Here is a 24,505-nt window from a genome sequence, read left to right as displayed (position 1 = left end):
AGCTTTCATCTTCTCAGGTAGGAAAGTGATGCGGGGAGGACAATGTTGTTTCCAAACTTGTCTTCTCCGTATCCATGGTTTGCTAGGGTTTCTAGGTCTTGAAGAACCCTTTTATCTCCCTTGAAGGTCACAGTCGTATCGCTGATGATGTCTATTTTTCCCATGGCCAGGTAGAGGGCTATGCCCCGCTTGGCAAACTCCCCCAATGTCTCATTTTCAAGAGGGGTCAAATCGTCAAAGGAAAAATTATTGTCGTAGATCATGATCTTCTGTTTCTCAAGAAGATCGAGAAAAACAATCCTGAGTATCTTCTTCATCAGGGGTGTGTCATACTCGGCATTGATATCCTGGGCAATGAGCTTATGATTCACCAGACATTCGGATACACTCTTACGCTTCACCTGGTTGATTTCTTCATTGGCCCTGAAGAGTTCCAGAGGCATTGAGGCATTATATTCATTGCTACCCAGCATCATGGTGACATCACTTCCGTAATGAACCACTATTTTGGCAATCAGAGTGGATGGCCTGACATGGAAGCCCCGATAGTTTGGAATGGGAACTTCAATGGAGCCCATTTCGGCATAATGCTTAAGTATTTCTTTGCAGAGTTTTTGAGATGTCAGAATATATCGTTCCGGGAAGGCAATGAAGTACTGCATCAGGTAGGTCAGAAGAACCTTATCCATGACGGGCGCTTCCAGAACTGTATCTTCATGAAAATACATACTGTGTCGCTCGTAATAATGGGTCAGGTTTGTAGCGCATTCCAGCAGATGATAGACCACGGAGATATGGCCCCGTAAGACGGGAAGGCTGGGATCTTTTTGAGCCACATCCGAACCGGATAAGTATGTATCATAGAGAGACTGGAGGTTGTGAAACTTATTCTCCAGGAGTCGCAACTTTTCTTCTGATACTTCTTCCGGAATGGCAGAACTATACTCATCTTCATTCAATTTCTTATAGATTTTCAAAAGAATGCTTTCTTCCGCCAGGTTCAAAAAGGATGTTGCCAGATAGACAGCTGTCTTTCCCGGGAATTCAGATGCTTTACGTACTCTATCAGGATCGAGGCACCCTGAGACTTCATTTTCTCCAAAACGGTAGCTGTTCATTGGTTTGATCACTGGATTGATGTCCAGAGACTTGTTGAGCTTGCAAATTTCCAAACAGGCTTTTTCTAAAATATGATACACAGATTTGATCATATTTTCTGTCGCTTCTACGAAGTTGTCATCCAGAGCCACAAGATTGTATGAAGGAATTGCATTCTTAATGTGTAAAAGGCTATAGGCCACCCTGGAAAAGGCCTTGATGACAGCTGTAATTTTTCTTAAGGGACTCCACAGGGTATTCTGCTGCGCCCCGTAGGAATCGAGCAGTTCTTCGCAACGAGATGATTCAAGATTGAGACGACCCAAGAGGGGTCTGCTTACCTCTTCTGGATTGACTTGACCCAGCCCTGCAGAAATGGACAGTAGATCCTGCAGATCTTCTGCAATGGAAATTTTAAAGGTCTGATTATCTATTGTTTGCATATTATCATTTTAAAACCTGTATTAATAATTAAATTAAATTAGTAGATTCTGCAATGCTTTTTCAGTGGTTTCTTGTTTTCTTGTCTGTCAGTAGGCTCAGGCGTGTAAAAATATAGTCTAAATCATCAGATTTGAGGGTATGGTTCTGAATCCAGGGGTGTGCCTTCATGGGAAATCGGGTCGGATCAAACAGAAAAACGCGACTTTGGGTATTGCTTTTGTCAAACCAGGCTGTCAGATAAATCTTACCTCCCTGGATTTCAATGCCTGTGGCACCAAATTTATGGATAACCGTACCCGAATTAAACAGGCAGGACACAGAGAGGGGATCATAGATGCTTCCCCTGCTTTTATAATCTTCATTTTCAATTAGTTTTTGTAGAATCTTTGCCGTATTTGAGATGGCTGCTCTCAGTTCTTCCTTAGGCTCTTCCTTTTTCATATAATCCCGAATCATTTTGTCTATTCTTATCTTCAGGTACTCCTCTTCAGAGTGTCCTTCGAACAGAGCCCTGTGGGTATGACCGGTGAGGGTCACAATCCCTTTGTTTCGAGCAAAATCGAAGATTCTCTGTTCTGCCTTCAGAGGTTTATCGCTGAGGAAGTTTCTTTTTATATTATTGATATGGAGGGGATGGGCCATATAGCGTAAAAAAAACTTATTCATCTTATGCCGGAAAGGAGAGTTGTATAGTGAGGCCTGGTGGCCATGAAGGACCATCATTTCATATTCATCATACTCCAGAATCAGAGACGGGAGTAGAGAGGAGTTCACTTCTATCTCGGCATTGCAGCGGCCGTTCTTCCGTATCCCCGGGATATTGCTGTCATGGTTCCCCAGAATCTTATAAAGGCCGGGACCTTTTTTAAATTCCAGGAAAATTTCGTAAAGTTCTTCCCAGGCCCTGCTGACAGTCGGAAGTCTGAGACGATGAAGTTCTTCTATATCTCCATTTAGTATGAGGATATAACCTTTTGGAAGGTACCACTCTTTTAAGACGGTTTTGATCAGGCGGGCATTCTTTTTAAACTCGTCTCTGCTCTTGCCACTGCCCAGATGAAAATCACTGAGAACTATGATTTTGCTCTTATTATCAATCTTCAAGCGCTGGGCGCGGGTATATGTTTTTTCGAGGTTTTCTTGTATGATTGAGTTTACTAACAGGTTTTCTGCCATGGTTCATCCTCCCGGTTGAATTCTTCCTGTTTCAAGTTTAATTCATGGAGATCGAAAATGGAATTTATGCCCCGTTTTGAACCGGATAAAAAGACAAAAGGTCAACGCTGGCTCTTGTTCGCAAGCAATGAACAATACATGGCGGTCGATTCCACAGGCAATCCTTTTCTTGGGGATGTTCCGACGGATGGAAATGCTTTGGAGGTTTATCTGGGGAGTCTCGATGGGTTTAATTTAAGCAGTCTTTCCTTTGACGATCAGATTCCTCTACCCGATCATTGTGTGTGGGTTAGCTTTAGGGATGGATACCGCACTCTTGAACCTCTGGTCCAATATCCGGTCAGCCGGGGGAAATTGCTTCAGGAGTGGCGAAGAACTCATCGTTTCTGCGGTTCCTGCGGCTCCAGGACTGTGTTATCAGAGAAAGAACATGTTCAGAAATGTCCCTCCTGCGGTGACAGTTGGTACCCCAGGACAGCCCCGGCCATCATTGTTCGTATAACCTCTGGAAAAAAAGTCTTGTTGGCCCATAACGCTCACTTTCCCGAAGGCCTTTTTTCCAATATCGCAGGATTTGTAGACCCTGGTGAAACTCTGGAACAAGCCATAGACCGGGAGGTTTTTGAGGAGGTGGGACTGAAGGTTCAGAACATCAGATATTTCGGTTCCCAGTCCTGGCCGATGCCCCATTCTCTGATGCTGGGATTTACGGCGGAAACCCTGAATGAGGATACTCCCATTCCAGATGGAGAGGAAATTACAGAGGCCCGCTGGTTTACTCCCGAGACGTTACCCGATATTCCCGGGCCGGGGAGTATTGCCGGAAGAATGCTTCTGGATTACCTCTCAGAAGCGAAATCCTCCTCTGATCGTGGGTGACAGAATGTGCATGTTTTTGGTGTTAATAGCCAAATAACGGTAGGCAAAACCGGCTTGAAAACGAAATCTTTTGACTTCAGGAAAGATAATCGCTCCTTCCAGGGAGTAGAGTGGGCCTGCAGGGTCTTCTATCTCTTCCGGATACGTAAAAAGGGCTTCGCCATTCTGTGCCCTGCCAATACCTACACCGCCTCTTACTGTATAATTCAGAAACTTATTGAGATCTGTTTTATAAAATAGATAGAGGTAGGATAGAACCAGATCCATTTCGACTCCCGATTTCATATTCCAATCAGCAATTCTGCTGATTTCCAGATTACCGCCAAACCCCATGTTTTTGACAATTGGTTTTCGGCTTCCGAAATCGAACTCAATTCCGGCTCCAAAGCCGGAAAAACTCACATTAGGTCCGGGGAGTTCTATGTAAGCCGGCCCCAGGCTGTATTTTACTTCAGAATAACTCCATCCAGGTAAATGAAGGCTCATGGGATAGTAGAGGAAGAGTTCAAACCCGGTTTGGGCATAATCTTCCTGCATTTGTTTGTAAGCTTCCAATTCTGGATCTTCTGTCTCCTGTGCCATCAGGGGAGAAACAGAAAAAAGGAGGATCAGAATCAGGAGGTAGTTTGACTGTTTCAAAACCGTAATCCTCCTGCTAGCCAGGTATGAAAAGTATTGAAATATCCGCCTGTGTACCGGGTTTCTCTGTAATCGATACCGCCTTCCATAAACCATCCTGATTTTAATTCTCTTTGAAGACTCAGGCCGCTGATTCCTGAATATCCCGAATCTCCCTGAACCAATTCTCCTAGTAGGCCCTCTTCATTGACCCAGAGGGTTGAGACTCCGATCCCCAGTTTGGGGATGAGAGTCCACTTTCCGGCCAATTTTATCCGGTAATATACAGATAGCCCCATGTAAAGTTGATGATATAAAAACGGAGCATTTTTGTACTCTAAGTGGGAGCTGTCCAAGAAAAGTTCCACCCCTAAGGGGCGCAGTCCCGGGGAGCTCCAGAATCGTGAATTCACCAAATCCTGGCGGGCTTTCAGGACAAAACCTGGGAACAGTGGATCGGACTCTCCGTGACTCTGCTCTGCAACGGCTACGAAGGAAATTCCCCCTAAAAGCTCGGATGTTTCCGCTGGCGGGGTGTACTGGATCTCTTCCATAGCCGGGGCTTCTTCCATAAAAAATGAGTTCTCTTTAGTATCAGATTCTCCAGAAGGATTTATAACTTTCAGAGAGTACCGTCCGGGTGGGTTGTCTCCTGTGATGATGGACATGATGAGCAGTTCTGGTGATTTTCTCTCCAACTCGTAGGGCAAGAATTCCTGGCCCTGCCGTGTGATTTTAACCTGGCTCCCTTCATCAAAGTTTCTTCCGGTAATTTCAATGTCGGTATAGACCTGCTGTTGCTGAATCCTATACAAATTCAAGTCTTCGATTTTCGGTTTGATTATGGGTAAGAGGGTAAGAGGAATGATCGATGCCTTGTCTTCCAGACCCGAAGGGTCCCGTGCCGATAAAACATACTCCCCCGGTTCAAGAGCGCTCATTGGAAAGGCTATCTCAACCTTTTCTTTTTCTAAAGCTCTCATCGTTCCGCTGATTTCATTATTTTTCGACGAGAGGAGTATAAATTGTGTTTCCTCTTTTACCTGATAGACATCGGCATTCAGTACAAGATCTCCATTTGATTTCAGGAACTCTTTCTGCGGGGTAAAATTTCGAATGACCGGTTGAAGAGCCTCCACAATGATCAGGGGCTTCCAATCCGTAGAGTTTACAGGTTTTTTAAATTTATTGAGGGTCCGGATAGTGAATTCATACTCTCCCGGAGGAAGAGAAAAATTGAACTGAGCTTCTTGAATTTGTGTGTTGATAATTTCCGTGTCACCTTCCCGGATGACCACTTCATAGCCCCAAGCACCCTCTATGGCTCTCCAGGTCAGTTCTTGTTCTACCAGTTGCTTGTCTAAGTTCTGGGCCTGAAGGCTCAAAGAGACGGCAATGAAAAGACATAGAACCATCATTTTTAATTTAATGGGCATACTGTCGCTCCGGTGAAAGAATATCGGGTATCTCTGTAATTTCGGGTAGTGTCAGTTCAAAGGGTACGGATAATACAGGACTCTCCTGAAAAATCTGATTATTCCTTTCTCTCACAGCCTGAATCTCAAATCGAAAGCGTCCCACATCAAGGTCTTCCAGTTTATTGAAAGTATACTTTGTTGTCTCCCACTTATCTTCCTTGAATAAGGCCTTCAACGAGTCCTCTTCATACAGGGCAATACGGTAGTAACTGACTCTCGGCACGGCTACCCAGCTGAAATCCAACTGATTTTGTGATTCCATATCTAAGACCTGTCCTGTTTGAGGGCTGAACATCTGCATACCCGGCAGATCGGGGACGGAGTTCACAATAAATGGATAGATTGCGGAGTCGGGAGATCTGTTTCCCAGATTGTCTTCTCCCTGGATCTGAACATAGTAGGTTCCGGGTTCCAGTTCCGGGACGGTTCTAGACTGGGTGGTCAATTCTTCATCTAAAATCAGAGTCTGAAAATCCGGGTCTCTGGAGAGCCGGATTTTCTGTTTTGCCAGAAGAGGGCTTTGTGTCCAGCGGAAGGAAGGTTTCTGGTCTACCAGTGTCAACTGGGAAATCTGCTGATTCCTTGCGGGGTAGGTCAGAATCGGGGCACCATAGTCCACGACTCTATCCAGGAAGAAGGATCTGGTGGCGCTGAGACTGCTGTTGATGATTCCCCCTTCCATGAGGTTATGGGCTTGAACCTGCAGGGTGTATTCTCCGGGTCTCAAATCTTTTTTGTCTGAAATACTCCAGAAGGTCTCAGGAGAAGATTCATGAATAATGGATGGGTAAGCTGAATTCCGGGGTATCAATGTGGCGCTGTAGGCCGAGGCTCCTGGGACGGGCTGCCAACGGATCATCAAAGCGTTTGATCCCAAAAGGGACTGTACCGATCCTTCTCCTGGAAGTATGATCCCCGGTGGCTGGAGTCGTTGAACTACCTTGAATGAGGCTTGATTGCTTAAGAGAAGAATGTTTTCTTCGTCATCTATTGCAGATATCTGCCAGATGTAATCTCCTTCTCCTGGGAGTACGAGGTTCAATGTGTCGGACTCGGAGATTTGAGTGATCAGTGGTTGCGCTCCCAGTGTATTTCTGAATACTTCCACCTTGAAGGGGCCATCCATGGTACTGTCCCAGGAAAATCGGAAATTATCAAAGCTGTCCACTATACTCAGGCCATTATCGACGGGCTTCAAGGGGGTTACAGAAAGAATGGAGTCCATGACCGTAAAACTTCTGACTTCTGAGGGAGGAACGGCTTTATTCTCCCTGTCCAGTCCCTCCACCTGCCAGTAATAATTTCCTGCAGGAGGAAGATCTGCCATCAGATAGGAGTTCCTGTTTAGCCATGTGTCGATGAGAGGGGTATTCATTTCGGCATCGGAAGAGATGAGGATACGATAGCTTCCAATTTCCCTGTCGGGTTTCCAGCTGAACCGGAGACCGCTTTTGGTCTTGAGAGGATTCACCTTTTCATCATTTTCGGGAAGAATCAGCCGGGGAGGGGCCAGTGTGTCAATTCTGTTTATTTGAAAACGTCTCACTGCCGGAGAGGAGTAGGCGACTATGTCGGCGGATGTGTATTCGGGTAGTATCCTCCAATAATAGGTCCCTTCACTCAACTCCCGGATGGTCTGGAAATTATTCTGCCCCTGAATCTCTACAACCATATCTGTAAATTCCTCATCTTGGGCGACTTGAAGATGGGATTCATTGGCCAATGATGATGCTTCCCAAGAGAATGCAAGTTCGGGAGGGCTATTCCGGTACTCAAATCTCTCATCCATACCGGGGACCTGCAGGATCGGTGCATTGTCCCTGATAATGACCATCCTATTCGCCGGACTCGCATAGGCGGTTCCGTCTGGAAATGAGCCGCTGATCCTCCAATAATAGGTTCCCGGGAGGGTATTGATGGTGAATGATGTATCGCCACTTTCCAGCTCATATTCACTGAAATGGGTGAAGTCTTTGTACTCTGCAATTTCCAGGCGGGCCTTATTCAGAGGCAAAATCTGTTCCCAGCTAAAGTTCATGGGGATCGCCGCAGAGGTCGTGACAATCAGGCGGTTATTGGAGGGATATTTTAACTTAACCGCATCCTGTTCCACCCGGACTCCGTCGCTGATACTGGCCCTGAAATTTTCTGCAACATCCGTTGTTTCCCCGTCCACAGTAATGCCGATGCTCCCTGCGTCCACAGAAAGATTGATTCCCTGACCTTCCTCTTTATTCAGGGTGACATTGGCTTTGTTGAGGGCTATGACCGTGTCTTCTGATTTTATCTGCAGCTTTGAATCGCTTCCATTGCTGGCGGCGGATATATTACCACCTAAGAACTCAATATTCCTGGCTTCTTCTCCCCACTCCAGAACGATGTAGCTGTTGGCATCCAGGGTAATCTCTGTGCCATCCAAGAGTTTTATAGTAACCTGGGAATCGTTTATGGTTCTGAGACTGTCATAATTGTAGATCGGCGAACTTGTTTCCATTTCTCCCCAGAGAGCCCTGCCGGCGAATTTACGCTGTGCTCCATTTTCTATGAAGGTGGTCTCCCCGATGATTTCACCCCCTTCATTGCTTATCTGACTATTGAGATCTTTGTAAAATTCTCTTCCCGCCCAGAGAAAAATGGAACCCAGAAGAAGAGTGAGGAGTATGTCTTTAATCCATGATCTCATATTTAACTTCTTCTTTCTCCATGTTTACACTGGCGATATTGTCAAAATCGCCGGTTATTCCGATTTTATCTCTGAGTTCTTTCATTGATCTGGGTCTGTCCGGGTCATCCATTCTGCCCAGGACGGCATAAATCTGCTGAGGTTCCGATTTTCCTTTGACCATAATTTTATTCATGGGGACCAAGTCAAATATTCCTTCCACCATATCGGCTGTTCCCTGGGAGATCAAAATATCCGATCCCATGGGTTTGTTCAGCGCTTCAATTCGGGAGGCCAGGTTCACAGCATCACCTATTACCGTATATTCCATTCTGTCCTTAGAGCCTATCTGGCCGGCCAGGACATCCCCGCTGTTTAGTCCGCAGCCAATCTTTATGATCGGTTTTCTGTCGCCTCCCCGGTCCTGATTGAACTTCCGGAGAGCCGTTCTCATCAACAGAGCTCCGTTAATTGCATTTTCTGCATCGTTTCCATAGGAAATGGGAGTTCCCCAAATGGCCATGATGGCATCGCCGATATATTTGTCTACAGATCCCTTTGTTTGGTTAACGCAATCTACCATGAGGGTCATATACTCATTTAAGAAGGTAACAACTTCACCAGGGGTCAGTTGCTCTGAAATGGCAGTAAAGGAACGGATATCCGAAAAGAAAATGGTCGCCCGTTTGATTTCTCCACCCAGCAGAATCTCCCCTTTTTCGGCCATCTCGGCCATTTCCTTGTTTACAAACCGTCCGAAAGCATCCTTGATCCTCTCTTTTTCTTCAAGACCCATTCCCATGTTCACAAAGGCGCGGGTGAGCACACCTATTTCATCCCGGGTTTTGGGTTTCAGATCCAGAGTATAGTTTCCATCTTCAATGGCCCGGGTAGCGCTGACAAGATTTCTTAAGGGCACAGAAAGAGATTTTGAGTAGTAGTAAATGATGAGAATAGCCAGGGCTACAAACATGATCATCAGGAGGATATTACGGCGTTGAATTCTAAAAATAGCTTCAAAAGCCAGCTGTTCCGGAACTGTTGTGATGATTCCCAGGCGGCCAAAGGACACCTTCTTGTAGGAACCGAAATACGTCTCCTCATCCTGGGTGTATCGAATCTGTCCCGTGTTTACAGCGGAAGAGAATAGTTCTTTTACGATGGTTAGGTCTCCCAGGTTCACAGCTGAGACAAGGATAGTTTTATCCGGATGAGCAATAAGATTTCCTGCGGAATCAACGATGAAGGTGCTGGTGATTCCACGGGACTGCACTGCCCTTTGGAGAGTACTCCTGATATCGGTCAGAATAAAAAGAGTCTTGATTCCTTGTTCCTGCTTGTAGGGAACAGTGATCCCCAAAACAGGTATTCCAAAATAGGTTGAGACATTGAAGACCGAAGGGGTGCCCCCCTGGGCAAGACGGATCTGCTCAGAATGGTCGGCAACAACGCTGCGTATGAAGGATTCTGAAACATCCAGCTCGGCCATAAGATTTTCATTGAAAAAGAGTCTGTCTTCCTCGGGGATTCCCGCCAGAAGTGTGTGTCTTTCACTTCTAAAGTAATAGTTTTTGTAATTGATTTCATCGGCAGTTTCGTTGTTTCCTACTCCCAAAAGCAGGAGGGAGGCACTGTTTCCAATGGCAATAAGGCTTTCTTCTATCTGGCTGGCAATGGTTTCTGATATTTTGAGGTTGCTCTCTTCTATTCTAACCTGGCTATCTTGGAGGAAAAAATATGTGGCTAGGACAATCATCCCGGTCAAAGCCAAAACAATGATCAGGGAGGTGATGATGATCATCTTGATCCCGATAGGATATTTGATTGTTGTTCCCGGTTCATTATTTTTACGCTGATCGATAGGCTCCATATTGGACTCTGTCAGCTCATCAATGTCCTCCGGTCCCGGAAGTTTTTCCGAGGGTTGAGGGATAGGAAACTCGAGCTCTGTCACATCCTCGGGATGAAACAGAAGGGTTTGTTCATCCAGCTCCAGATTCTCATCCGGATTGTAATCGAGTTTCTTATCTGAAGGTTCAGCTGTAGCAACGAGTTTGATTTTTTGATCCGGTCCTGAGAGTGTCGTGAGCATTCTGACGGGAATCCTCTGGTTTTCCCAGAATCTTTCCGGGGGTTCCGTCGTCTTTATAATCAAGTAGTAGGGGAGGGCCGGCGGATCGGTCTCATCTTCTAAGGGGAGTTCCAGAGGGCCGTGAAACTGGAGGATGCCTCTTTGTTTCCACTCTCTTAGATTCTCAACTAAGGTCAGAGGATCATTCCATAGGACAAGATCAATATAGGCTACTGAGAGGTATTCGCCCCTACCTGCTTGTCGGAATACAGGATCGGGAACCGTCAGATCCCACTCTCCACCGGCTGTTTTTTCCATTGAAAGGGGCCTTAGTGGAAAATGGGCGGGGAGATGGACTCCCTCTCTGCTGAATCTGAGGATGGTCCATTTCAAAGCCTCTTCATTGACTCTTTCAACTCCGGGATAAATCATTTTCCTTGAAGGAGTCACGAAACTTCCATAGTCTTCTGCCAGGCTTATGCTGTCAAAAATCTGGTGAATCTGTTTCATCAGTGTCAGCAATAAAGATCGTTCTGTTCCAGAGAGTGTTTTTCTGGTGGATGCTTTTTGAGTTATAAACAGGCCTCCCAAAAAGCTCAGACGGCTTATGTTCATCAAGTTCAAAAAACCGGACAGGTTGTGTATTCTTGAAAAAGACTGAATCAGTCCGGAGCCTGAGGACCCGTTTCTGTTTACAGAATGGTGAATCAGGGATTCTGTGTCGGAGATCAGAATCTCCAGACTCTTCAGGTTCTTTTTGAAATAGGGTAGTAAATTCTGAGGCATGCCCTTCTCACTTCCTAGGGATTGAAGAATTCCTGCTCATCTTGACAGCGAGACCTTCTTCTTTTCCTATTATCTGCTTGAATCCTTAAAAGGATGAGGAAAACTTGATCATTGCCTTATGCATTTATACGGGGGATTAACCCTTCCTTGTTACGCAAAGACACTGTTTTCTCTCTGATTGTTGGCTGAGTCTTCTTAGTATTGAAGGAAGAGATCGTTTCTTTTCATAGTGCAAAAATAGTATTTTGGACCTAAGAGACTTCATTTAAAAAGGAGGAGAGCCGATAAATGTAAAAAATAGTCATCAATGGAGAAAGCAGTTGTTATTCAGGTATAGAATCAGAATTATAAGAGCCGTACTGACCCTTTTTATGATGCTCTTTTTTTCCTGTGCGGAACGTTATCCCTATTTTATTCAACAGCCGGAATTCATTGAAAGCGATGCGGGAGAAGACTATCCGGGAATCTTTCTGTCCATAGTCTGTGAGGATGAGTATGCCCAGATACGGTATACAACTGATGGTTCCCAGCCGACATCACTTCATGGTCTGATCTATGAAGAACCTCTTTATCTGGCTGCAGAATCTACCTATATCAGAGCCGTGGCTGTCCGGGTTGGATATGATGCCGGTCCGGAAGCGGAGTATCAATATGAACCTCAGGATTAAATTCCACATCCTTTCGCTTGCAGGAGTGTACTTGTTTTTGACTGGGTGCTCTTTTTCTGCCAGACCGGAAGATTCAGACCTCTCCGCCGTCGATTTTAATTCATTTTCTCTGGATACCACAGACAATCCGGGTCTTCTCTATTCTGTTGAAGGACGGATGGATGATGCAGAAGTCCTGTTGGAATATCCCGACACTTATATTTCAGGGTACCAGTGGATTCCCCGTTTTGATACTGAGGCCGTTTCTGTAGAAGTAGACGGGCAGGCTCAAGCAAGCGCGGAGACCTCTCAGAATTTTGATACCCCTCTCACTTACACATTGACTGCAGCCTCGGGGCTGACCAGACAAATCCGGGTAGAGCTGTTATTGCAGCCCGGCTGGAGGGATTTGGTCACCAGTCCGGTCCAGGGTGCAGGCAGTGGTGTTTATAACATCCGAACCGGCTTTCATCAGGGGCTGAACCCCTTCGTCTTTTGTCGGGACAGTAGCCTTTCTCTCAGGGCTTATGTCCTGGACACGGTGAGCAGTGACTGGAATGAGTATGGTATAGGGGCTCCCGCAGATGTTCAGACCTTTGATACCCTTTCCTGGTCATGGAATACCTGGGTTATGTATGAAAACACCAGTGGATCTATCTTCGCCCAATCCTTGGTTTACTCTTCTAGCTGGTCTTCAGTCCATAGTGTCGCCACAGGAACCTCAGGGACACAGGATCTGCGTCTCTTCAAGAAAGAGGATGATCGTATGTTTGCCTCCTGGATCGAAGATGTATATGACACTAGGATTCCTAAGGTGTGGACCAGCATCGACGGGAGCAGCTGGTCCCAGGTTGGTCCAGATTTATCTTCCTTTCACGCCATAAATTTTGCAGCCGTCTCGGCAGGTGGTATGGAGCTCTATGGGGTTTGTACATTTGTTGAGAACCCGGGAGTGTTGCATTATTTTAAATATGATTTGGATTCAGACTCCTGGGAAATGACCCAGGATGGTGGAAATCTGAATAAAGAAGACAGTTCGATCATTCTGGATTTGTTTTATGACACAGACAGGGAAGCTCCTGTCGTTTTCACCGCAGTTCCTCTGCTGTCTGATGCTGGGTACTACCAAGTTCGGGCTCTTTATTGGAGTGATTCCGCGGGAGTCTGGACCAATTTGAATTATATTCAACCCCTGATCATCAACGCTGGAGATCTACTTACCCTCTCCATTGATTGGTATGAGAACAGACCCATCATTGCAGCAGGTCAGAGTATCAAAACCTGGGATAATGGTATCTGGTCGGCAATCGGTTCAGATTATACATCGGATACTCCTGTTTTGCAGTCTGTGAGTCAGGGAGTTCTCAATACTACGATCGCAGCTTATACGTCCGATATGAGCGGAGGAAGCCTGATTGTGAGGTATTTTCAATGAAAATCTATGACAAGGCTGTTTTTATTCTCGTATTAATCCTCTTGGTAACAGCATCGTGCAGACAGCCGGGATTGGATTTGGATGAGATAAGCAGTGAAGACCAGGTTCTGGTGGCATTTTCCTTTGATTCTGATGAGAATGTATCCCTGGACGGCCGGTATGCGGCGAGTATTGAAGGCACAACGGTCTATATTTCCCTTCCATCGGGGACAGACCGGAGCTCCATGATTCCCCAATTTGAACTGAACGGCAAAGGCTTGCAGGTCAATGGAGTGTGGCAGAAAAGCGGCGTGACAGCTCAAAATTTCACGACACCCGTTAGCTATGATCTTATCAGGTCGGATAACAGTATCATACAGTACACAGTTGTTGCCGGTTTTGGTGATCTGGGCGATACCAGTCTGTGGGGATTCAGTTTCAGATCTGATCTCAATGCCTCCCTCAGCAGTCGGGTCGATGGATATATCAGTGGAAGCAAGATCATACTGAATTTCCCATTTGAAACGACCATCGGATCACTGATACCTACTTTTGAGACTCCTTCCGGTGCCGTTGTTTCTTACGATGGTGTCACTTTATACAGCGATGCTGCACCTAATATTAATCCAGCTAGTGGGGGCTTCCTAAAGGTTGATTTTGCCGAGGGAACATCAAAGATCTATAAATTTGAAGTGAATACTGATGTCCAGAAGAGGGTGTATGTTTCTACGGCGGGGAATGTCGGTGTCTCGGGATCACAGAATAATCCGCTGTCGTCAATTGAAGAAGCTTATTCTGTAGCCCTGGCTAAAAATCTGAATGAAATCCGGATCTCCGCCGGATCCTACACCCTGTCAGGAAATTTAGAAATCACTGAAAATATGACTATTCGCGGTGGTTATAGCACCACTGACTGGTCCGACCGGTATTACGAGAGTCCCGATGCCCGGGTAAATGCGTCCTATATGACTGTGATATCTACTGGAAGCGGTAGTTCGGGTACCTCCGATAAGCCCTTGGGAACCCTGATCTACAACGGCGGTAGTGTGGGCAGTAGTTCCCTCCTGGAGGGTGTTACCGTGAAGGCCAGTACGTCTGATCCCATTTATACCTGTGCCGTTTCGATCTTAGACGGTGCCTCGCCTGTGATTCAGTTCTCTAGTCTTATGGGGAACAGCGCCAGCAGTGGGAGCGCTGCCTTCATCAGTTATTCCGCACCATCTCTCTACAGTTCTACTATCATAGGACAGGCCGGGAACGATTCTGTGGGACTTCAGGTGGGAGATAACGGGAACCCCCTGGTCGTCTCCTGTTATATCTCTTCGGACAATGGCAGCTCTCCTATTAGCGGGATAGGACTCCTGCTGGATGGCAGTTCTCCCGGAGGATACTATTATAACAATTCAATTTTTGGGGGGGCTTCTTCACAGGGCGCTGCAGTAAAACTCAATGAATCTGGCGGAACGTTTATCAATAATCTCTTTTCAAATTCGATTTTTTCGACGTCAAATTACTGCTTTCAGGAATCTTCAGGAGCTCAGCCTGCCTTGCTGCAATATAATAATTTTAGCTCTGATGGGGATGGAATTCCCATCTACTACAAAGATGGCATGACAGAATTGACAAGCTCCGAGGAAATCAATGCCTTGGGCTATGCCGGGGCTAGCGGAAATGTAGCCTTTAAAATAAAGGATTATTCCAGCTATGAGAGCGACTATTACGCCCAGTGTCTACCTCCTCAGCTGGCCTATAAGGGAGAAGAACAGTCCATTGCCTGGCAGAAAGACCTTTTTAATAATGACCGCTCGGTGAATGGCAGTGAGAGTTGGAGTATGGGAGCCCTGGAACTGGATTATACCTACTTGGGTGAGAAGTATCTCATCATAGGGGAAACCAGTACCGAATATCTGGACGGAATCTGGTCCTCGCTGAATATACGGGAAGCCGTTAATATCGTAAATACATGGGAAGCAACGGATACGATTGTTTATTCTGGTGGAGCTAGTGTAACCACACTCTACGATCCTCTTGAGATAGAGACCGATCTATACCTGGCTGGGTCAGATGATATGACGACTCTCAGTGGTAACGACCTGGATCAAATATTTCTGGTAGATGATGGAGACAGTGGGAATGATGCCGATGTCTTTATCAAAAATATCATACTTGATCGGGGATTTACCGCAACAGGTTCCGGCGGGGCTATCAACAGCAAAGAAAACCTATACCTGTATAATTGTGTTTTTCAGCATAATCAGGCCATGGCCGGAGGGGCCATTTATCAGGATGGCGGGACACTCCTCATTGCCAATACAATTTTTGATTCAAACACAGGCAGTGCCGGTTCTGGAGGAGCGCTTTATATACAAGATAGCCCTTTTAGTGGCTGCAATTTGGTTTTTACCGGAAATGAGATAAGCTCGGCGGGAGAGGATGGTTCATCCATTTACCTCAATGAGAGTGACAGCAGTATCGTTTTTTCATCCTTTGTGAACAATCTGGCAGTGGATTCTGCTACCATATACAGCGAGAACAGCGGGACGACTCTCGTTGTGAACTCAGTCTTTCAGGACAATACCACGGCTCCAACATATAAGGATGTGGAGGTTGTATCAGGAATTCTGGACTTAACGGGAAGCTCTATCGGGGCCGGGAGTTTTACAACCCCCGATGCGGGCCCCTTCTTTCAGGGAAATCCTGGATTTTCTGGAATAATCAGCGCACCACGGGGGGACGATTCTTATTGGAAAACTTCGGATGATAACCTTCATGCCGTGGATAGCGGGCAACCCATGGTGAATGTGGGAAATGAAAGTTACCTGCCTGTGGACTGGGCTGATGCCGATGAGGATGAAAACACGACAGAGCCCTTTCCCTACGATATAACAAAGAGTCCTAGAGTTCAGGGAGGTGCCGCCGATGCCGGTGCCTATGAATCCTTCTAGCCCCGGGGATTACTCCTCTTCCGGTTCTTCTTTGTATGTGCTAATATAGCCCTCAAATTCCCCCTTTTACAGGAGATAAAGCATGAGTAAACTCTGGGCCAAAGATTATGATCTGAACACACTTATAGAAGAGTTCACCGTCGGTATCGATTACATTCTGGATCAGAAGCTCATCCCTTCGGACTGTGTGGCCAGCCTGGCTCATGCCACCATGCTTCAGAGTATCGGCATCCTCAGCGAAGAAGAGCTGAAATCCCTCAAGGAGGGACTCAAGCAGATTCTGGGAGAACATGCCGCCGGGGCCTTTGAGATCAAAAGATCCGATGAGGACGGCCATACGGCCATTGAGAATCGCCTGGTCGAGCTGGCGGGAGATGCGGGGAAGAAAATCCACACAGGACGTAGTCGGAATGATCAGGTGGTCACCGCCATCAGAGTCTATTCCCGCAGCAGAGTTCTGGGAATCATCAAAGAAACAGGAGACCTCGTCCGGGCTATCCTGGATCTGGCCGAACTGCACAAGGCAACACCCATGCCGGGGCGGACCCATATGCAGATTGCCATGCCCTCCTCGGTGGGCCTCTGGGCCGGAAGTTTTGCAGAAGAACTCATTGATTCTATCCGCCTCCTTTCCGCCGCCTGGGAAATCCTGGACCAGAACCCATTGGGTGCTGCCGCCGGATACGGTGTGCCTCTGCCTTTGAATAGAGACATGACAACGGAACTCATGGGATTTTCCCGGGTTCAGAATAACGTCATATATGTGAATAACAGCCGGGGGAAGATGGAGCTGATGATCCTGGATATCCTGGATCAGATTACCCTCACCCTGAGTAAGATTGCCCAGGATCTGATCCTTTTTTCACTGCCTGAGTTCGGGTATTTCAGCCTGCCGGCCCAGTTGTGTACGGGCTCAAGCATCATGCCCCAGAAGAAAAACCCTGATGGCCTGGAATTGATGAGGGCCAAGGCGGGAACGGTCAGTGCCTGTGGAACTCAAATCAGGAATATCCTGCGATCCCTCCCTTCCGGATACAACCGGGATTTTCAGGAAACCAAGGAACCCTTCCTTAAGGGCTGCGATATCACTTCTATTTCATTGAAGATGATGACTCTGACGTTCCGGGAACTAAAGGTGAATATTGAAGGTCTCAAAGCCGGTTTTTCCAAGGACATCTATGCTACGGATGCCGCATTGGATCTTGTCGCTTCGGGCATGAGTTTCCGTGATGCCTATAAAGAAGTAGGTCTACATCTGGATAAACTGGGTGATCAGGACCCGGATGAATCCATCCGATCCAGAACCTATAGAGGCACAAGCGGCAATCTCTGCCTGGATGAGGCCCTCAGCCGTCTGAAAAGCCTTATGGATATTGCATCAGACAGAGAATCTAAGATTGATGCGTCTCTGGAATCCCTTATGGGGCAGAAACTGAACCTTCTGGTCAAGTAAGACCTTGGTAGAATGAGCCTTACTGATCCGAGAGTTCCTGTATTTGGATCAGGAGGGCTCTCAGCTTTTCACTCTCAGAAAGGCTCTCTTCTAGTTCCTCTGCCAGTTCCTCTTTCTGTCTTTCCAAGCTGGTATTCTTATTGCGTAATTCTAAAATGTCACTTTGCAGGCCCATACTGAGGCTGTTCAGGTTTTGCAGCTTTTGTTCATTCTCTTCAATCTTTCGTGAAAATCCTGATTTTAAGTCTGCCGACTCCTTTTCAAACTTTGCTTTAATCTGTTCCAGTGTTTCCTGTGGCGGGTTTTTTGACTCCTCTTCCAGGCTCTCTGTTATACCCAGTACCTCCAGTTTCATGGTTAGCACCGAACTTGTCAGGTCTTCGAGTTTGATATTCAGATTGTTATCGCGGAATCCTCTTTTTCTGGCAAGGAGTCTCAGAGTCCCCTCAGATGGGAAGAGACCCTTCAAGGTTCCTTGTCCAGTCAAACGACCATCCAGATAGAGTTGTGCTCCTGAAGGTTCTGTTCTGATTTCCAAATATACCAATGACTCTTTTTGGAGCAACAGATCCGAGGGGCCCTCTTCTTCAAATATCCTGATTTCTTCCTGACTCAACTCTTCTATCTCAGGCAGAGGTTTCTCTTTATTCCATTCCATTAGATCCAATGTAAATCCCGAAGGCACTGTCTTCAGGAGTTCTTCATCCTGGGATGCCCCACTCTGGAGGACAGCCACGCTTCCTTCCCGAACGGCCACTCTACTGCCGCCAGAGTAGGCTTCTACGATGAACTCAGTTCCTTCGACGCGGTAGATCTTCTCCTGTGCCGTGACTTCCAGATTATCCGTGGCATCCAGTTTATCGACTTTATAGATCATAGACCCTGTTAGGAGTTCGGTTCTTATGTCCGAATCCTGGGGACTGGAGAGGAGTTTCTGAATTTTAATCAGTGTATTGCTCCGAAGGTTCATGGTAGCTTTGCCGATGAAATGGACCTGGCACCAGGAGTCATCAACTACCTTGATCACATCACCCTCGCGGACAGAGTCTCCCGGTTTGGGAGCAATCATCTGTTCTTCTCGGATGATATAAACCTCTCCGGATATGCGGGATATGACAGCATCTCCAGGCTCAATGGGTACAAAACGTAGGGCTTCATCCTGAAAATCCTGACCTGCAGTCTTAAAAAATATGGAATAGCCGTAAAGGAGACCTGCGGCAAAGAAGGCTCCTGCAAGGACGAGTAAAAAAGATTTAACAAGAGATTTCATTGATTTGTATCCTGATTTTCATTCTCTCCAGACAGGACAGATCTGACCAGAGTTGAAAGATTTTTGGGAAGTTCTTTTGATATGGGTTCAAAAATACGAATGATTCTTTTACGGCTGTAACGGCCGTCGGCACTCAATATTGATTTTTTATCCGCTTCATTCCAATGCCAGGTCAGGCAGCGCTGTACAGATTTTTTATCATAACAGAGCTGGAAACCTGTAATTTTTTCACCTGAAGAGTCATACCAAACGATGAGATCTGTATTTTCATCCAGAAACCATCGTCGGTGATCTTCTCCGGGAACCTGCCGGACATTTTCAATTTCAACCAGCATAATTTCTCCTGTAAAGGCGATACTTTCTAATTGTAAATCCTAAGCGCCTGAGCAATATTTAGGCAGTAATCTCCAATCTGTTCGAGATGGCGGACAATATCAAGATACAGCAATTCGCCCTTAATATCAGCTCCGCTCTTCAGATTTTTACGAACTTCTTTTTTCAGGTTCTTCTGAATGGACTCCATTTTATTCTCCATCACATAGGCTTCCTTGAGTGTCTCTTTGTCCATATGTTCATTGATTCTGGACTTAATGAAGAAGAGAAATTTTTGAACCAGTGTGATGATTGGTAGAAGTTCTTCAACGGCTTTATCATGGAGGGGAATGTCCTTTTTAAAACGTCGTTCAGACAGGAGTATGAGGTTATAGCAGCTGTCTCCTATGCTCTCGAGTTCGTTAACGATCCTCATCATAGAGCTCACATTATTCCGTCCATTCTGATTCAGGCTGTCTCCTGAGCAGGAAATCAAGAATTTTGTAATCTCTTCCTGCATCTGGTCACTGAAGTCCTCCAGAGCCTTGATTTCCTTGACCTGGGCCCCCATCTTTTTCTTGGGATGCTTGAGGACTTCTGTATAAATGATGAACATATCCTCTACGACTTTGGTCATGTGAGACACTTCTTTCTGAGCCTCAATAATGTTGATTTCAGGGACATTCTGGATGGTTGAATCGATGTAGTTCAGCTTGTATTTCCCTATTCCGGTTTCAACTGTTTCGGAGGGGATGAGTGCCTCTACAAGTTTGGCTATCTGAGGAACAAATCCGATAAAAATAAGCGTATTCAGAATATTAAAAAGCGTATGGAACATGGCTAAATTTGTTGTAATTTCATCCCCTGGGACGATGATTCTAACCAGGGCCAGAAAGGGGTTAAAAAACAAGGCAATCACAAATACGCCGGCACAGTTGAACAGTATATGGACTCTCGCCGCCCTTTTTGCATTTATATTAGTACCGATGGAGGCCAGCATGGCATCAATGGTTGTTCCAATATTGGATCCCATGACCATGGCGGCGGCGGCATCCAGTGGTAAAAGACCATTATAAGCCATGGTTAGCGTGATCGCCATGGAGGCGCTGGAGGAGTGTACAATAATCGTGATCAAAGCTCCTGCGAGAATAAAAATGACAAGAGAAAGAGTGCCCCTTCCTGTGTAGGGCCCCAGGAAAGATACCATTTGGGCATCCAGTTTGGGCATCGTCTCCTTCAGGAAGGACAGTCCCAGAAATAAGATTCCGAAACCGATCATGAACTCACCCCAGTCTTTTCTTTTCATGGACTTGGAGAAGTAAAAAGGGAGTCCCAAACCAATAATCGGGAGAGCTAAGGCACTGATTTTGAACTTGAATCCCAGGATGGACACGATCCATCCCGTGACCGTTGTCCCGATGTTAGCTCCCATTATGATGCCGATGGACTGGGTGAGGTTCAGAAGTCCCGCATTAACAAAACTCACAACCATGACCGTTGTGGCTGAGGATGACTGGACGATGGCTGTGATCATAAAACCCGTGAGAACAGCCACAAAACGATTGGATGTAATATGATTCAAAACACTCTGAAGTCCGTCACCGGCTGCCTTCTGTATCCCTTCACTCATGATTTTCATTCCGAAGAGAAAGACACCCAATGCGCCTACGATCTCCATGATATTTATGATAATGATCATATATTAGAACTCCTGTATTTCTTTGTTGTATAGATAAATAACGATTCTTCTATATAGACGATAGATCCAGAACTGAAAACTGGACGGTTCAGTTTAATAGGGGAGAGCTAGCAGGTGCAATAGAAAAAAAGAATCTTTTAATCAATAATTAAAAAACTTCTGACTAAAAAATTACTCCGATGGATGTGTTCTGTTTCTCCTTATGGAAAAGAGCAGTAAGCCAGCCAGGGTCAGAAAGTAGGGAAAGCTGAGGATCAGACTGGGGGGAACTCCCAGAAATCCCTGGGCTCTGTTGGTTCCCCATTCGGCTAGAGCAAAAAAGAGACAGGCCAGGGCAATTCCCGGGATCTTTCTGTATCCCAGGTAAATGGCTACAAGAGCGATCCAGCCTTTGCCTGCCGACATTCCCGGGACAAAAACACCTAAACGGAGGGATATGGCCGATCCAGACACTCCGCAGAGCATTCCCGACAAAAGAACCATCAGCCTTTTCACTCTAAGAGGGTCTACTCCTCTACTCTTTAGAAGATCCGGATGATCGCCGCAGCTGCGTATGATGAGGCCGGATCTTGTCCTATAAAAAAGGACCATCAAGAGTATGAGGACCCCTAAGGCTATCCATATAAAAAGATCCAAACCGCCCGGCCGGGGAAGGGCCCTGATTTGTGCCGGTCTAATGATTCCCTGGTTCCCATAGAGCTTTTGTGTAATGGAGGCAATGAGGGCGGGAACGAGGATGTTGATGCCCAATCCGCTGATAAAAGGATTCCCTTTGAGGGTAAAACTGCTGAAATTGAAAATTCCGGCCACAATCGTACCGGTTAAAATTGCCGCCAGTATGCCAAGCCCGGGGCTTCCGCTGAGGCTTGTGACAAGGAGAGATGTGAAGGCACCGCTGAGGATCATTCCTTCTAAAGCGATGTTTAAAATTCCTGCTCTTTCGGTCAATAGTCCTCCTAGAGCAGCCAGAATCAAGGGAGATGCGCTACCAAGAATATTCATGATCATAGGGCTTTTTCCATGGATGATTTTGAACGGAGTCTCAGAACCTGAGATGAGATTAAGAGGAAGAGTATTCCCTGAATGATGGCTCCCAGCTCCAGAGTTAAATCCGATTGAAGAACAGCCACTTTGGCTCCCTGGCTGATCCAGGCAAAAAAGAGGGCTGCCGGGATCAAACCGGGAATCTTCCGTCCAGCGATCAGGGCAACGGCAATCCCATTCCATCCCAGTCCGGAGGTTAATCCCTGAATCCCCGCATAATAAGTCCCTGTGAGAACCAGAGAGCCTGCAAGGCCATGGAGGGCACCGCTAATGGTCAAGGGGATTGTTTCATACAGACCCGTATTCAGTCCGCCAAATCTGGCAAAGCTATTGCTGCTTCCTGTCATTTTCAATTCATACCCCCACCTTGTGTGATTCAGGAGGTAATAAAACAGGGGGAGGAGGAATAAAGGCAGGAGAAAGCTCAGGTTAAACGGGCTGGGAGGGAGGAGGGATGTCAATCTGAACTTTTCAGGCAGAGCGGCAGTTGTCATAAGGTAGCTGTCAGGATCGCTCAGGGGACCGGCAATGAGGTAATCGATGACCTTGGTCACTCCTGCCGAAAGGAGGAATGTGCTAATCAGGTCATCGACTTGCCATAAGGCCTTCATAAGCCCCGAGATGAGAGCCATCAAAGCTCCTCCGGCCACTCCGCAGAGAGTGATCACTAGCAGGCCGGGAATCCCAGGAAGATGGGGGAGGTATCGGGCCGCCAGAACAGAACAGAGAGCCCCCATGTAGAGTTGGCCTTCTCCACCAAGATTAAATGATCCCGCACTAAATGCCAAAGTGATTCCCAGGCCGGTAAGACTCAGAAGTATGACCATGTTGAGCATCTCTCCCAGATAAAGGGGGTTGGTTAGAACAGCGGGGATGAAATAATACATGGTCTCCATGGGGGATGTGCTGAATAAGGAAATCACCACGAGAGCCATGACGAGGCAGAGGGCTAAGACCGGGAGGCTGGGGGGAATCTTTACTTTGTTCATACTTTATCGGCCCCTGTCATGATCTCTCCTACATAGGTTCTATTCCATTCTTTGTCATTCTTCGAGATTTCACTGAGAATCCCTTCGGTCAGGACGCAGGCGCGATCACTCAACTGGAGCATCTCATCCAGGTCTGTGGTGAGAAGAAGAACGGCGGTTCCATTGTTTCTGGCTTTAATGAGCTGTTCGTGGAGTTCTTCCCTGCTTTTGAAGTCCAGTCCCCAGCTCGGTTCCGAAACGATTAACAGCCGGGGCAACTCTCCCAATTCTCTGGCGACAATCATTTTTTGAATATTTCCTCCAGAAAGTGTTCCTACCCGCTGCTCGGCACTGCCCTTAATATTATGGTCCTTAATATATTTTTTAGACCAGAGGATGAAGTTCTTTCGATAGCTTTTAAATCCTCCAGAAATCTCTCTTTTTAGAACGGATAGATTCTCTGCCAGGGATGAACTCGGATCAGCGCCCCTGTGGAGACGGTCTGCCGGAATATATGAGATTTTCCAGCGTCTGAGCCGGTAGGGGGTCAAAGGCATTCTATTGCGGCCATTGATCAGAATTTCCCCTTTTGAAGGTTGTATCATACCGCTGAGTAGGTCTTCGAGATGAGTTAAGCCATTCTCTCTGATCCCGCTGATACCAAGAATTTCCCCTGCTCTCAGGCTTAGTGAGAGCCCTTTCAAGCGGCGGGTTCCCAATTCTGTCACATCCACTCCTGATAATTCCAATACAACCTTTCCCTTGGAGGGGCTGACTTCTGTTTTGGTTTGTGCAGGAGCGGTCTGGTGTATTGAATCTTCACCAATCATCAGGCGAGAAATTTCTGAGGCATCAAAGTCTCTGGTCTCTCCTACAGCCATGAGCCGCCCTCTTCTCAGAATGGCCATCCTGTCTGCAGTGACAACTGCCTCATGAATCTTATGAGTGATGAAAATAATTGTTTTTCCTTCATCCTTGAGTTGCTTCATTAGGGTAAAGAGCCTGGCTATTTGTTTGTCAGATAGGCTGGCCGTCGGCTCATCCAGGATGATTAAGGATTTTTTCTTCCATAAGGCTCTGATGAGTTCGGCTCTTTGTATCTGGGGAGCCGTCAGGTCCATGCCTTTCATGTCCAGATCAAGGGGCAGGTCATAGTTCTGTTGTATTTCAGATATGCTCTTTTTCAGGATTTTGGGGTTGATAAACAGGTTTTGTGATTTTCCTCTTTGTTCCAGAATGATGTTTTCAAAAACAGTGAGGTTGCCAGCCAGCAATGGTTTTTGATGAATCATGCCTGTAAATTCTCTTCTGTCCCTGAGAGAGGAGCCCGCCGCAACAGACAGGCTTCCTTCGCTGGGAGTCAAAAACCCGGACAGGAGAAACATCAGAGTCGATTTTCCTGCACCGTTTTCACCCATCAGTGCCAAAATCTCACCCTTGTAGGCCTGTAGCGTGATGTTCTGGCAGGCCGTGATATTGTTTCCTGAAAAACGATGCGTGACGTTCTTAATGGTTAGGACCGGTTGTTGGATCTCTGACAA

General features: G+C 46.5%; 17 protein-coding genes. 5 read left to right on the top strand and 12 right to left on the bottom strand.

The window, feature by feature from the left end; all coding sequences use genetic code 11:
* Nucleotides 1-5: 5 nt before the first annotated feature.
* On the bottom strand, nucleotides 6-1,541 hold the full coding sequence (locus EXM22_RS11590) for an HPr family phosphocarrier protein (RefSeq protein WP_149486676.1): 1,536 nt from the start codon (nucleotides 1,539-1,541) through the stop codon (nucleotides 6-8).
* Between the two features lie 61 nt (nucleotides 1,542-1,602).
* A complete protein-coding gene (locus tag EXM22_RS11585) occupies nucleotides 1,603-2,718 on the bottom strand; it encodes a metallophosphoesterase family protein (protein ID WP_149486675.1) in 1,116 nt (371 codons plus the stop codon).
* 57 nt (nucleotides 2,719-2,775) lie between these two features.
* Here EXM22_RS11585 and nudC point away from each other — a divergent pair, with 57 nt between their 5' ends.
* Nucleotides 2,776-3,597 (top strand): NAD(+) diphosphatase, encoded by an 822-nt coding sequence (nudC, locus tag EXM22_RS11580; protein ID WP_149486674.1) that lies wholly within the window; start codon nucleotides 2,776-2,778, stop codon nucleotides 3,595-3,597.
* On the opposite strand, the gene EXM22_RS11575 is transcribed toward nudC, so the two are convergent.
* Genes EXM22_RS11575 through EXM22_RS11560 form a run of 4 tightly spaced genes read right to left on the bottom strand, consistent with a single transcriptional unit; the run spans nucleotide 3,565 to nucleotide 11,212 of the window.
* Nucleotides 3,565-4,236 carry a hypothetical protein gene (locus tag EXM22_RS11575; RefSeq protein ID WP_149486673.1) on the bottom strand — a complete coding sequence of 224 codons (672 nt, stop codon included), beginning with the start codon at nucleotides 4,234-4,236 and terminating at the stop codon, nucleotides 3,565-3,567. The two genes, nudC and EXM22_RS11575, sit on opposite strands and share 33 nt — an antisense overlap.
* The gene (locus EXM22_RS11570; protein WP_149486672.1) at nucleotides 4,233-5,651 is read right to left on the bottom strand and encodes a porin family protein; all 1,419 of its coding nucleotides are present in this window, start codon (nucleotides 5,649-5,651) and stop codon (nucleotides 4,233-4,235) included. Before EXM22_RS11570 ends, EXM22_RS11575 begins: the two co-directional genes overlap by 4 nt.
* Complete coding sequence (locus EXM22_RS11565) at nucleotides 5,641-8,376, bottom strand: FecR family protein (protein ID WP_149486671.1); 2,736 nt, start codon at nucleotides 8,374-8,376, stop codon at nucleotides 5,641-5,643. Before EXM22_RS11565 ends, EXM22_RS11570 begins: the two co-directional genes overlap by 11 nt.
* Entirely contained in the window at nucleotides 8,360-11,212 is a 2,853-nt protein-coding gene (locus EXM22_RS11560; RefSeq protein WP_149486670.1) for an adenylate/guanylate cyclase domain-containing protein, read from the bottom strand. Before EXM22_RS11560 ends, EXM22_RS11565 begins: the two co-directional genes overlap by 17 nt.
* Nucleotides 11,213-11,532: 320 nt before the next feature.
* On the opposite strand from EXM22_RS11560, the gene EXM22_RS11555 reads away from it, so the two are divergent.
* The 4 genes from EXM22_RS11555 (at nucleotide 11,533) to argH (ending at nucleotide 17,671) form a co-directional block, all read left to right on the top strand.
* On the top strand, nucleotides 11,533-11,880 hold the full coding sequence (locus EXM22_RS11555) for a chitobiase/beta-hexosaminidase C-terminal domain-containing protein (RefSeq protein WP_149486669.1): 348 nt from the start codon (nucleotides 11,533-11,535) through the stop codon (nucleotides 11,878-11,880).
* Nucleotides 11,864-13,294, top strand: a complete 1,431-nt coding sequence (locus EXM22_RS11550; protein WP_149486668.1) for a hypothetical protein — start codon at nucleotides 11,864-11,866, stop codon at nucleotides 13,292-13,294. Before EXM22_RS11555 ends, EXM22_RS11550 begins: the two co-directional genes overlap by 17 nt.
* On the top strand, nucleotides 13,291-16,218 hold the full coding sequence (locus EXM22_RS11545) for a hypothetical protein (RefSeq protein WP_149486667.1): 2,928 nt from the start codon (nucleotides 13,291-13,293) through the stop codon (nucleotides 16,216-16,218). Before EXM22_RS11550 ends, EXM22_RS11545 begins: the two co-directional genes overlap by 4 nt.
* Before the next feature lie 82 nt (nucleotides 16,219-16,300).
* On the top strand, nucleotides 16,301-17,671 hold the full coding sequence (gene argH / locus EXM22_RS11540) for an argininosuccinate lyase (protein WP_149486666.1): 1,371 nt from the start codon (nucleotides 16,301-16,303) through the stop codon (nucleotides 17,669-17,671).
* A 19-nt stretch (nucleotides 17,672-17,690) separates the two neighbouring features.
* Here argH and EXM22_RS11535 read toward each other — a convergent pair whose 3' ends face one another.
* The 6 genes from EXM22_RS11535 to EXM22_RS11510 form a co-directional block, all read right to left on the bottom strand.
* On the bottom strand, nucleotides 17,691-18,941 hold the full coding sequence (locus EXM22_RS11535) for a FecR family protein (protein WP_149486665.1): 1,251 nt from the start codon (nucleotides 18,939-18,941) through the stop codon (nucleotides 17,691-17,693).
* Entirely contained in the window at nucleotides 18,938-19,276 is a 339-nt protein-coding gene (locus EXM22_RS11530; RefSeq protein ID WP_149486664.1) for a hypothetical protein, read from the bottom strand. The genes EXM22_RS11535 and EXM22_RS11530 overlap by 4 nt, the downstream gene beginning before the upstream one ends.
* A 26-nt stretch (nucleotides 19,277-19,302) precedes the next feature.
* On the bottom strand, nucleotides 19,303-20,952 hold the full coding sequence (locus EXM22_RS11525) for a Na/Pi cotransporter family protein (RefSeq protein WP_246157012.1): 1,650 nt from the start codon (nucleotides 20,950-20,952) through the stop codon (nucleotides 19,303-19,305).
* 171 nt (nucleotides 20,953-21,123) lie between these two features.
* Nucleotides 21,124-21,960, bottom strand: coding sequence for an ABC transporter permease (locus tag EXM22_RS11520; RefSeq protein ID WP_149486663.1), 837 nt, complete (start codon nucleotides 21,958-21,960; stop codon nucleotides 21,124-21,126).
* Nucleotides 21,957-22,985, bottom strand: a complete 1,029-nt coding sequence (locus tag EXM22_RS11515; RefSeq protein WP_149486662.1) for an ABC transporter permease — start codon at nucleotides 22,983-22,985, stop codon at nucleotides 21,957-21,959. The genes EXM22_RS11520 and EXM22_RS11515 overlap by 4 nt, the downstream gene beginning before the upstream one ends.
* The gene (locus EXM22_RS11510; protein WP_149486661.1) at nucleotides 22,982-24,505 is read right to left on the bottom strand and encodes an ABC transporter ATP-binding protein; all 1,524 of its coding nucleotides are present in this window, start codon (nucleotides 24,503-24,505) and stop codon (nucleotides 22,982-22,984) included. The genes EXM22_RS11515 and EXM22_RS11510 overlap by 4 nt, the downstream gene beginning before the upstream one ends.

The sequence above is a fragment of the Oceanispirochaeta crateris genome, assembly GCF_008329965.1.
GTDB classification, from domain to species: domain Bacteria; phylum Spirochaetota; class Spirochaetia; order DSM-2461; family DSM-2461; genus Oceanispirochaeta; species Oceanispirochaeta crateris.
Note: the sequence above shows the minus strand (reverse complement) of the source record. Positions and strands in the feature narration are given on the sequence as shown.

Excerpts from the sequence above, each read along its gene's own strand:
- EXM22_RS11590 (WP_149486676.1), bottom strand. The coding sequence starts at position 1,541 with ATGCAAACAATAGATAATCAGACCTTTAAAATTTCCATTGCAGAAGAT.
- EXM22_RS11585 (WP_149486675.1), bottom strand. The coding sequence starts at position 2,718 with ATGGCAGAAAACCTGTTAGTAAACTCAATCATACAAGAAAACCTCGAA.
- nudC (WP_149486674.1), top strand. The coding sequence starts at position 2,776 with ATGGAATTTATGCCCCGTTTTGAACCGGATAAAAAGACAAAAGGTCAA.
- EXM22_RS11570 (WP_149486672.1), bottom strand. The coding sequence starts at position 5,651 with ATGCCCATTAAATTAAAAATGATGGTTCTATGTCTTTTCATTGCCGTC.
- EXM22_RS11565 (WP_149486671.1), bottom strand. The coding sequence starts at position 8,376 with ATGAGATCATGGATTAAAGACATACTCCTCACTCTTCTTCTGGGTTCC.
- EXM22_RS11560 (WP_149486670.1), bottom strand. The coding sequence starts at position 11,212 with ATGCCTCAGAATTTACTACCCTATTTCAAAAAGAACCTGAAGAGTCTG.
- EXM22_RS11550 (WP_149486668.1), top strand. The coding sequence starts at position 11,864 with ATGAACCTCAGGATTAAATTCCACATCCTTTCGCTTGCAGGAGTGTAC.
- EXM22_RS11545 (WP_149486667.1), top strand. The coding sequence starts at position 13,291 with ATGAAAATCTATGACAAGGCTGTTTTTATTCTCGTATTAATCCTCTTG.
- argH (WP_149486666.1), top strand. The coding sequence starts at position 16,301 with ATGAGTAAACTCTGGGCCAAAGATTATGATCTGAACACACTTATAGAA.
- EXM22_RS11535 (WP_149486665.1), bottom strand. The coding sequence starts at position 18,941 with ATGAAATCTCTTGTTAAATCTTTTTTACTCGTCCTTGCAGGAGCCTTC.
- EXM22_RS11530 (WP_149486664.1), bottom strand. The coding sequence starts at position 19,276 with ATGCTGGTTGAAATTGAAAATGTCCGGCAGGTTCCCGGAGAAGATCAC.
- EXM22_RS11525 (WP_246157012.1), bottom strand. The coding sequence starts at position 20,952 with ATGATCATTATCATAAATATCATGGAGATCGTAGGCGCATTGGGTGTC.
- EXM22_RS11520 (WP_149486663.1), bottom strand. The coding sequence starts at position 21,960 with ATGATCATGAATATTCTTGGTAGCGCATCTCCCTTGATTCTGGCTGCT.
- EXM22_RS11515 (WP_149486662.1), bottom strand. The coding sequence starts at position 22,985 with ATGAACAAAGTAAAGATTCCCCCCAGCCTCCCGGTCTTAGCCCTCTGC.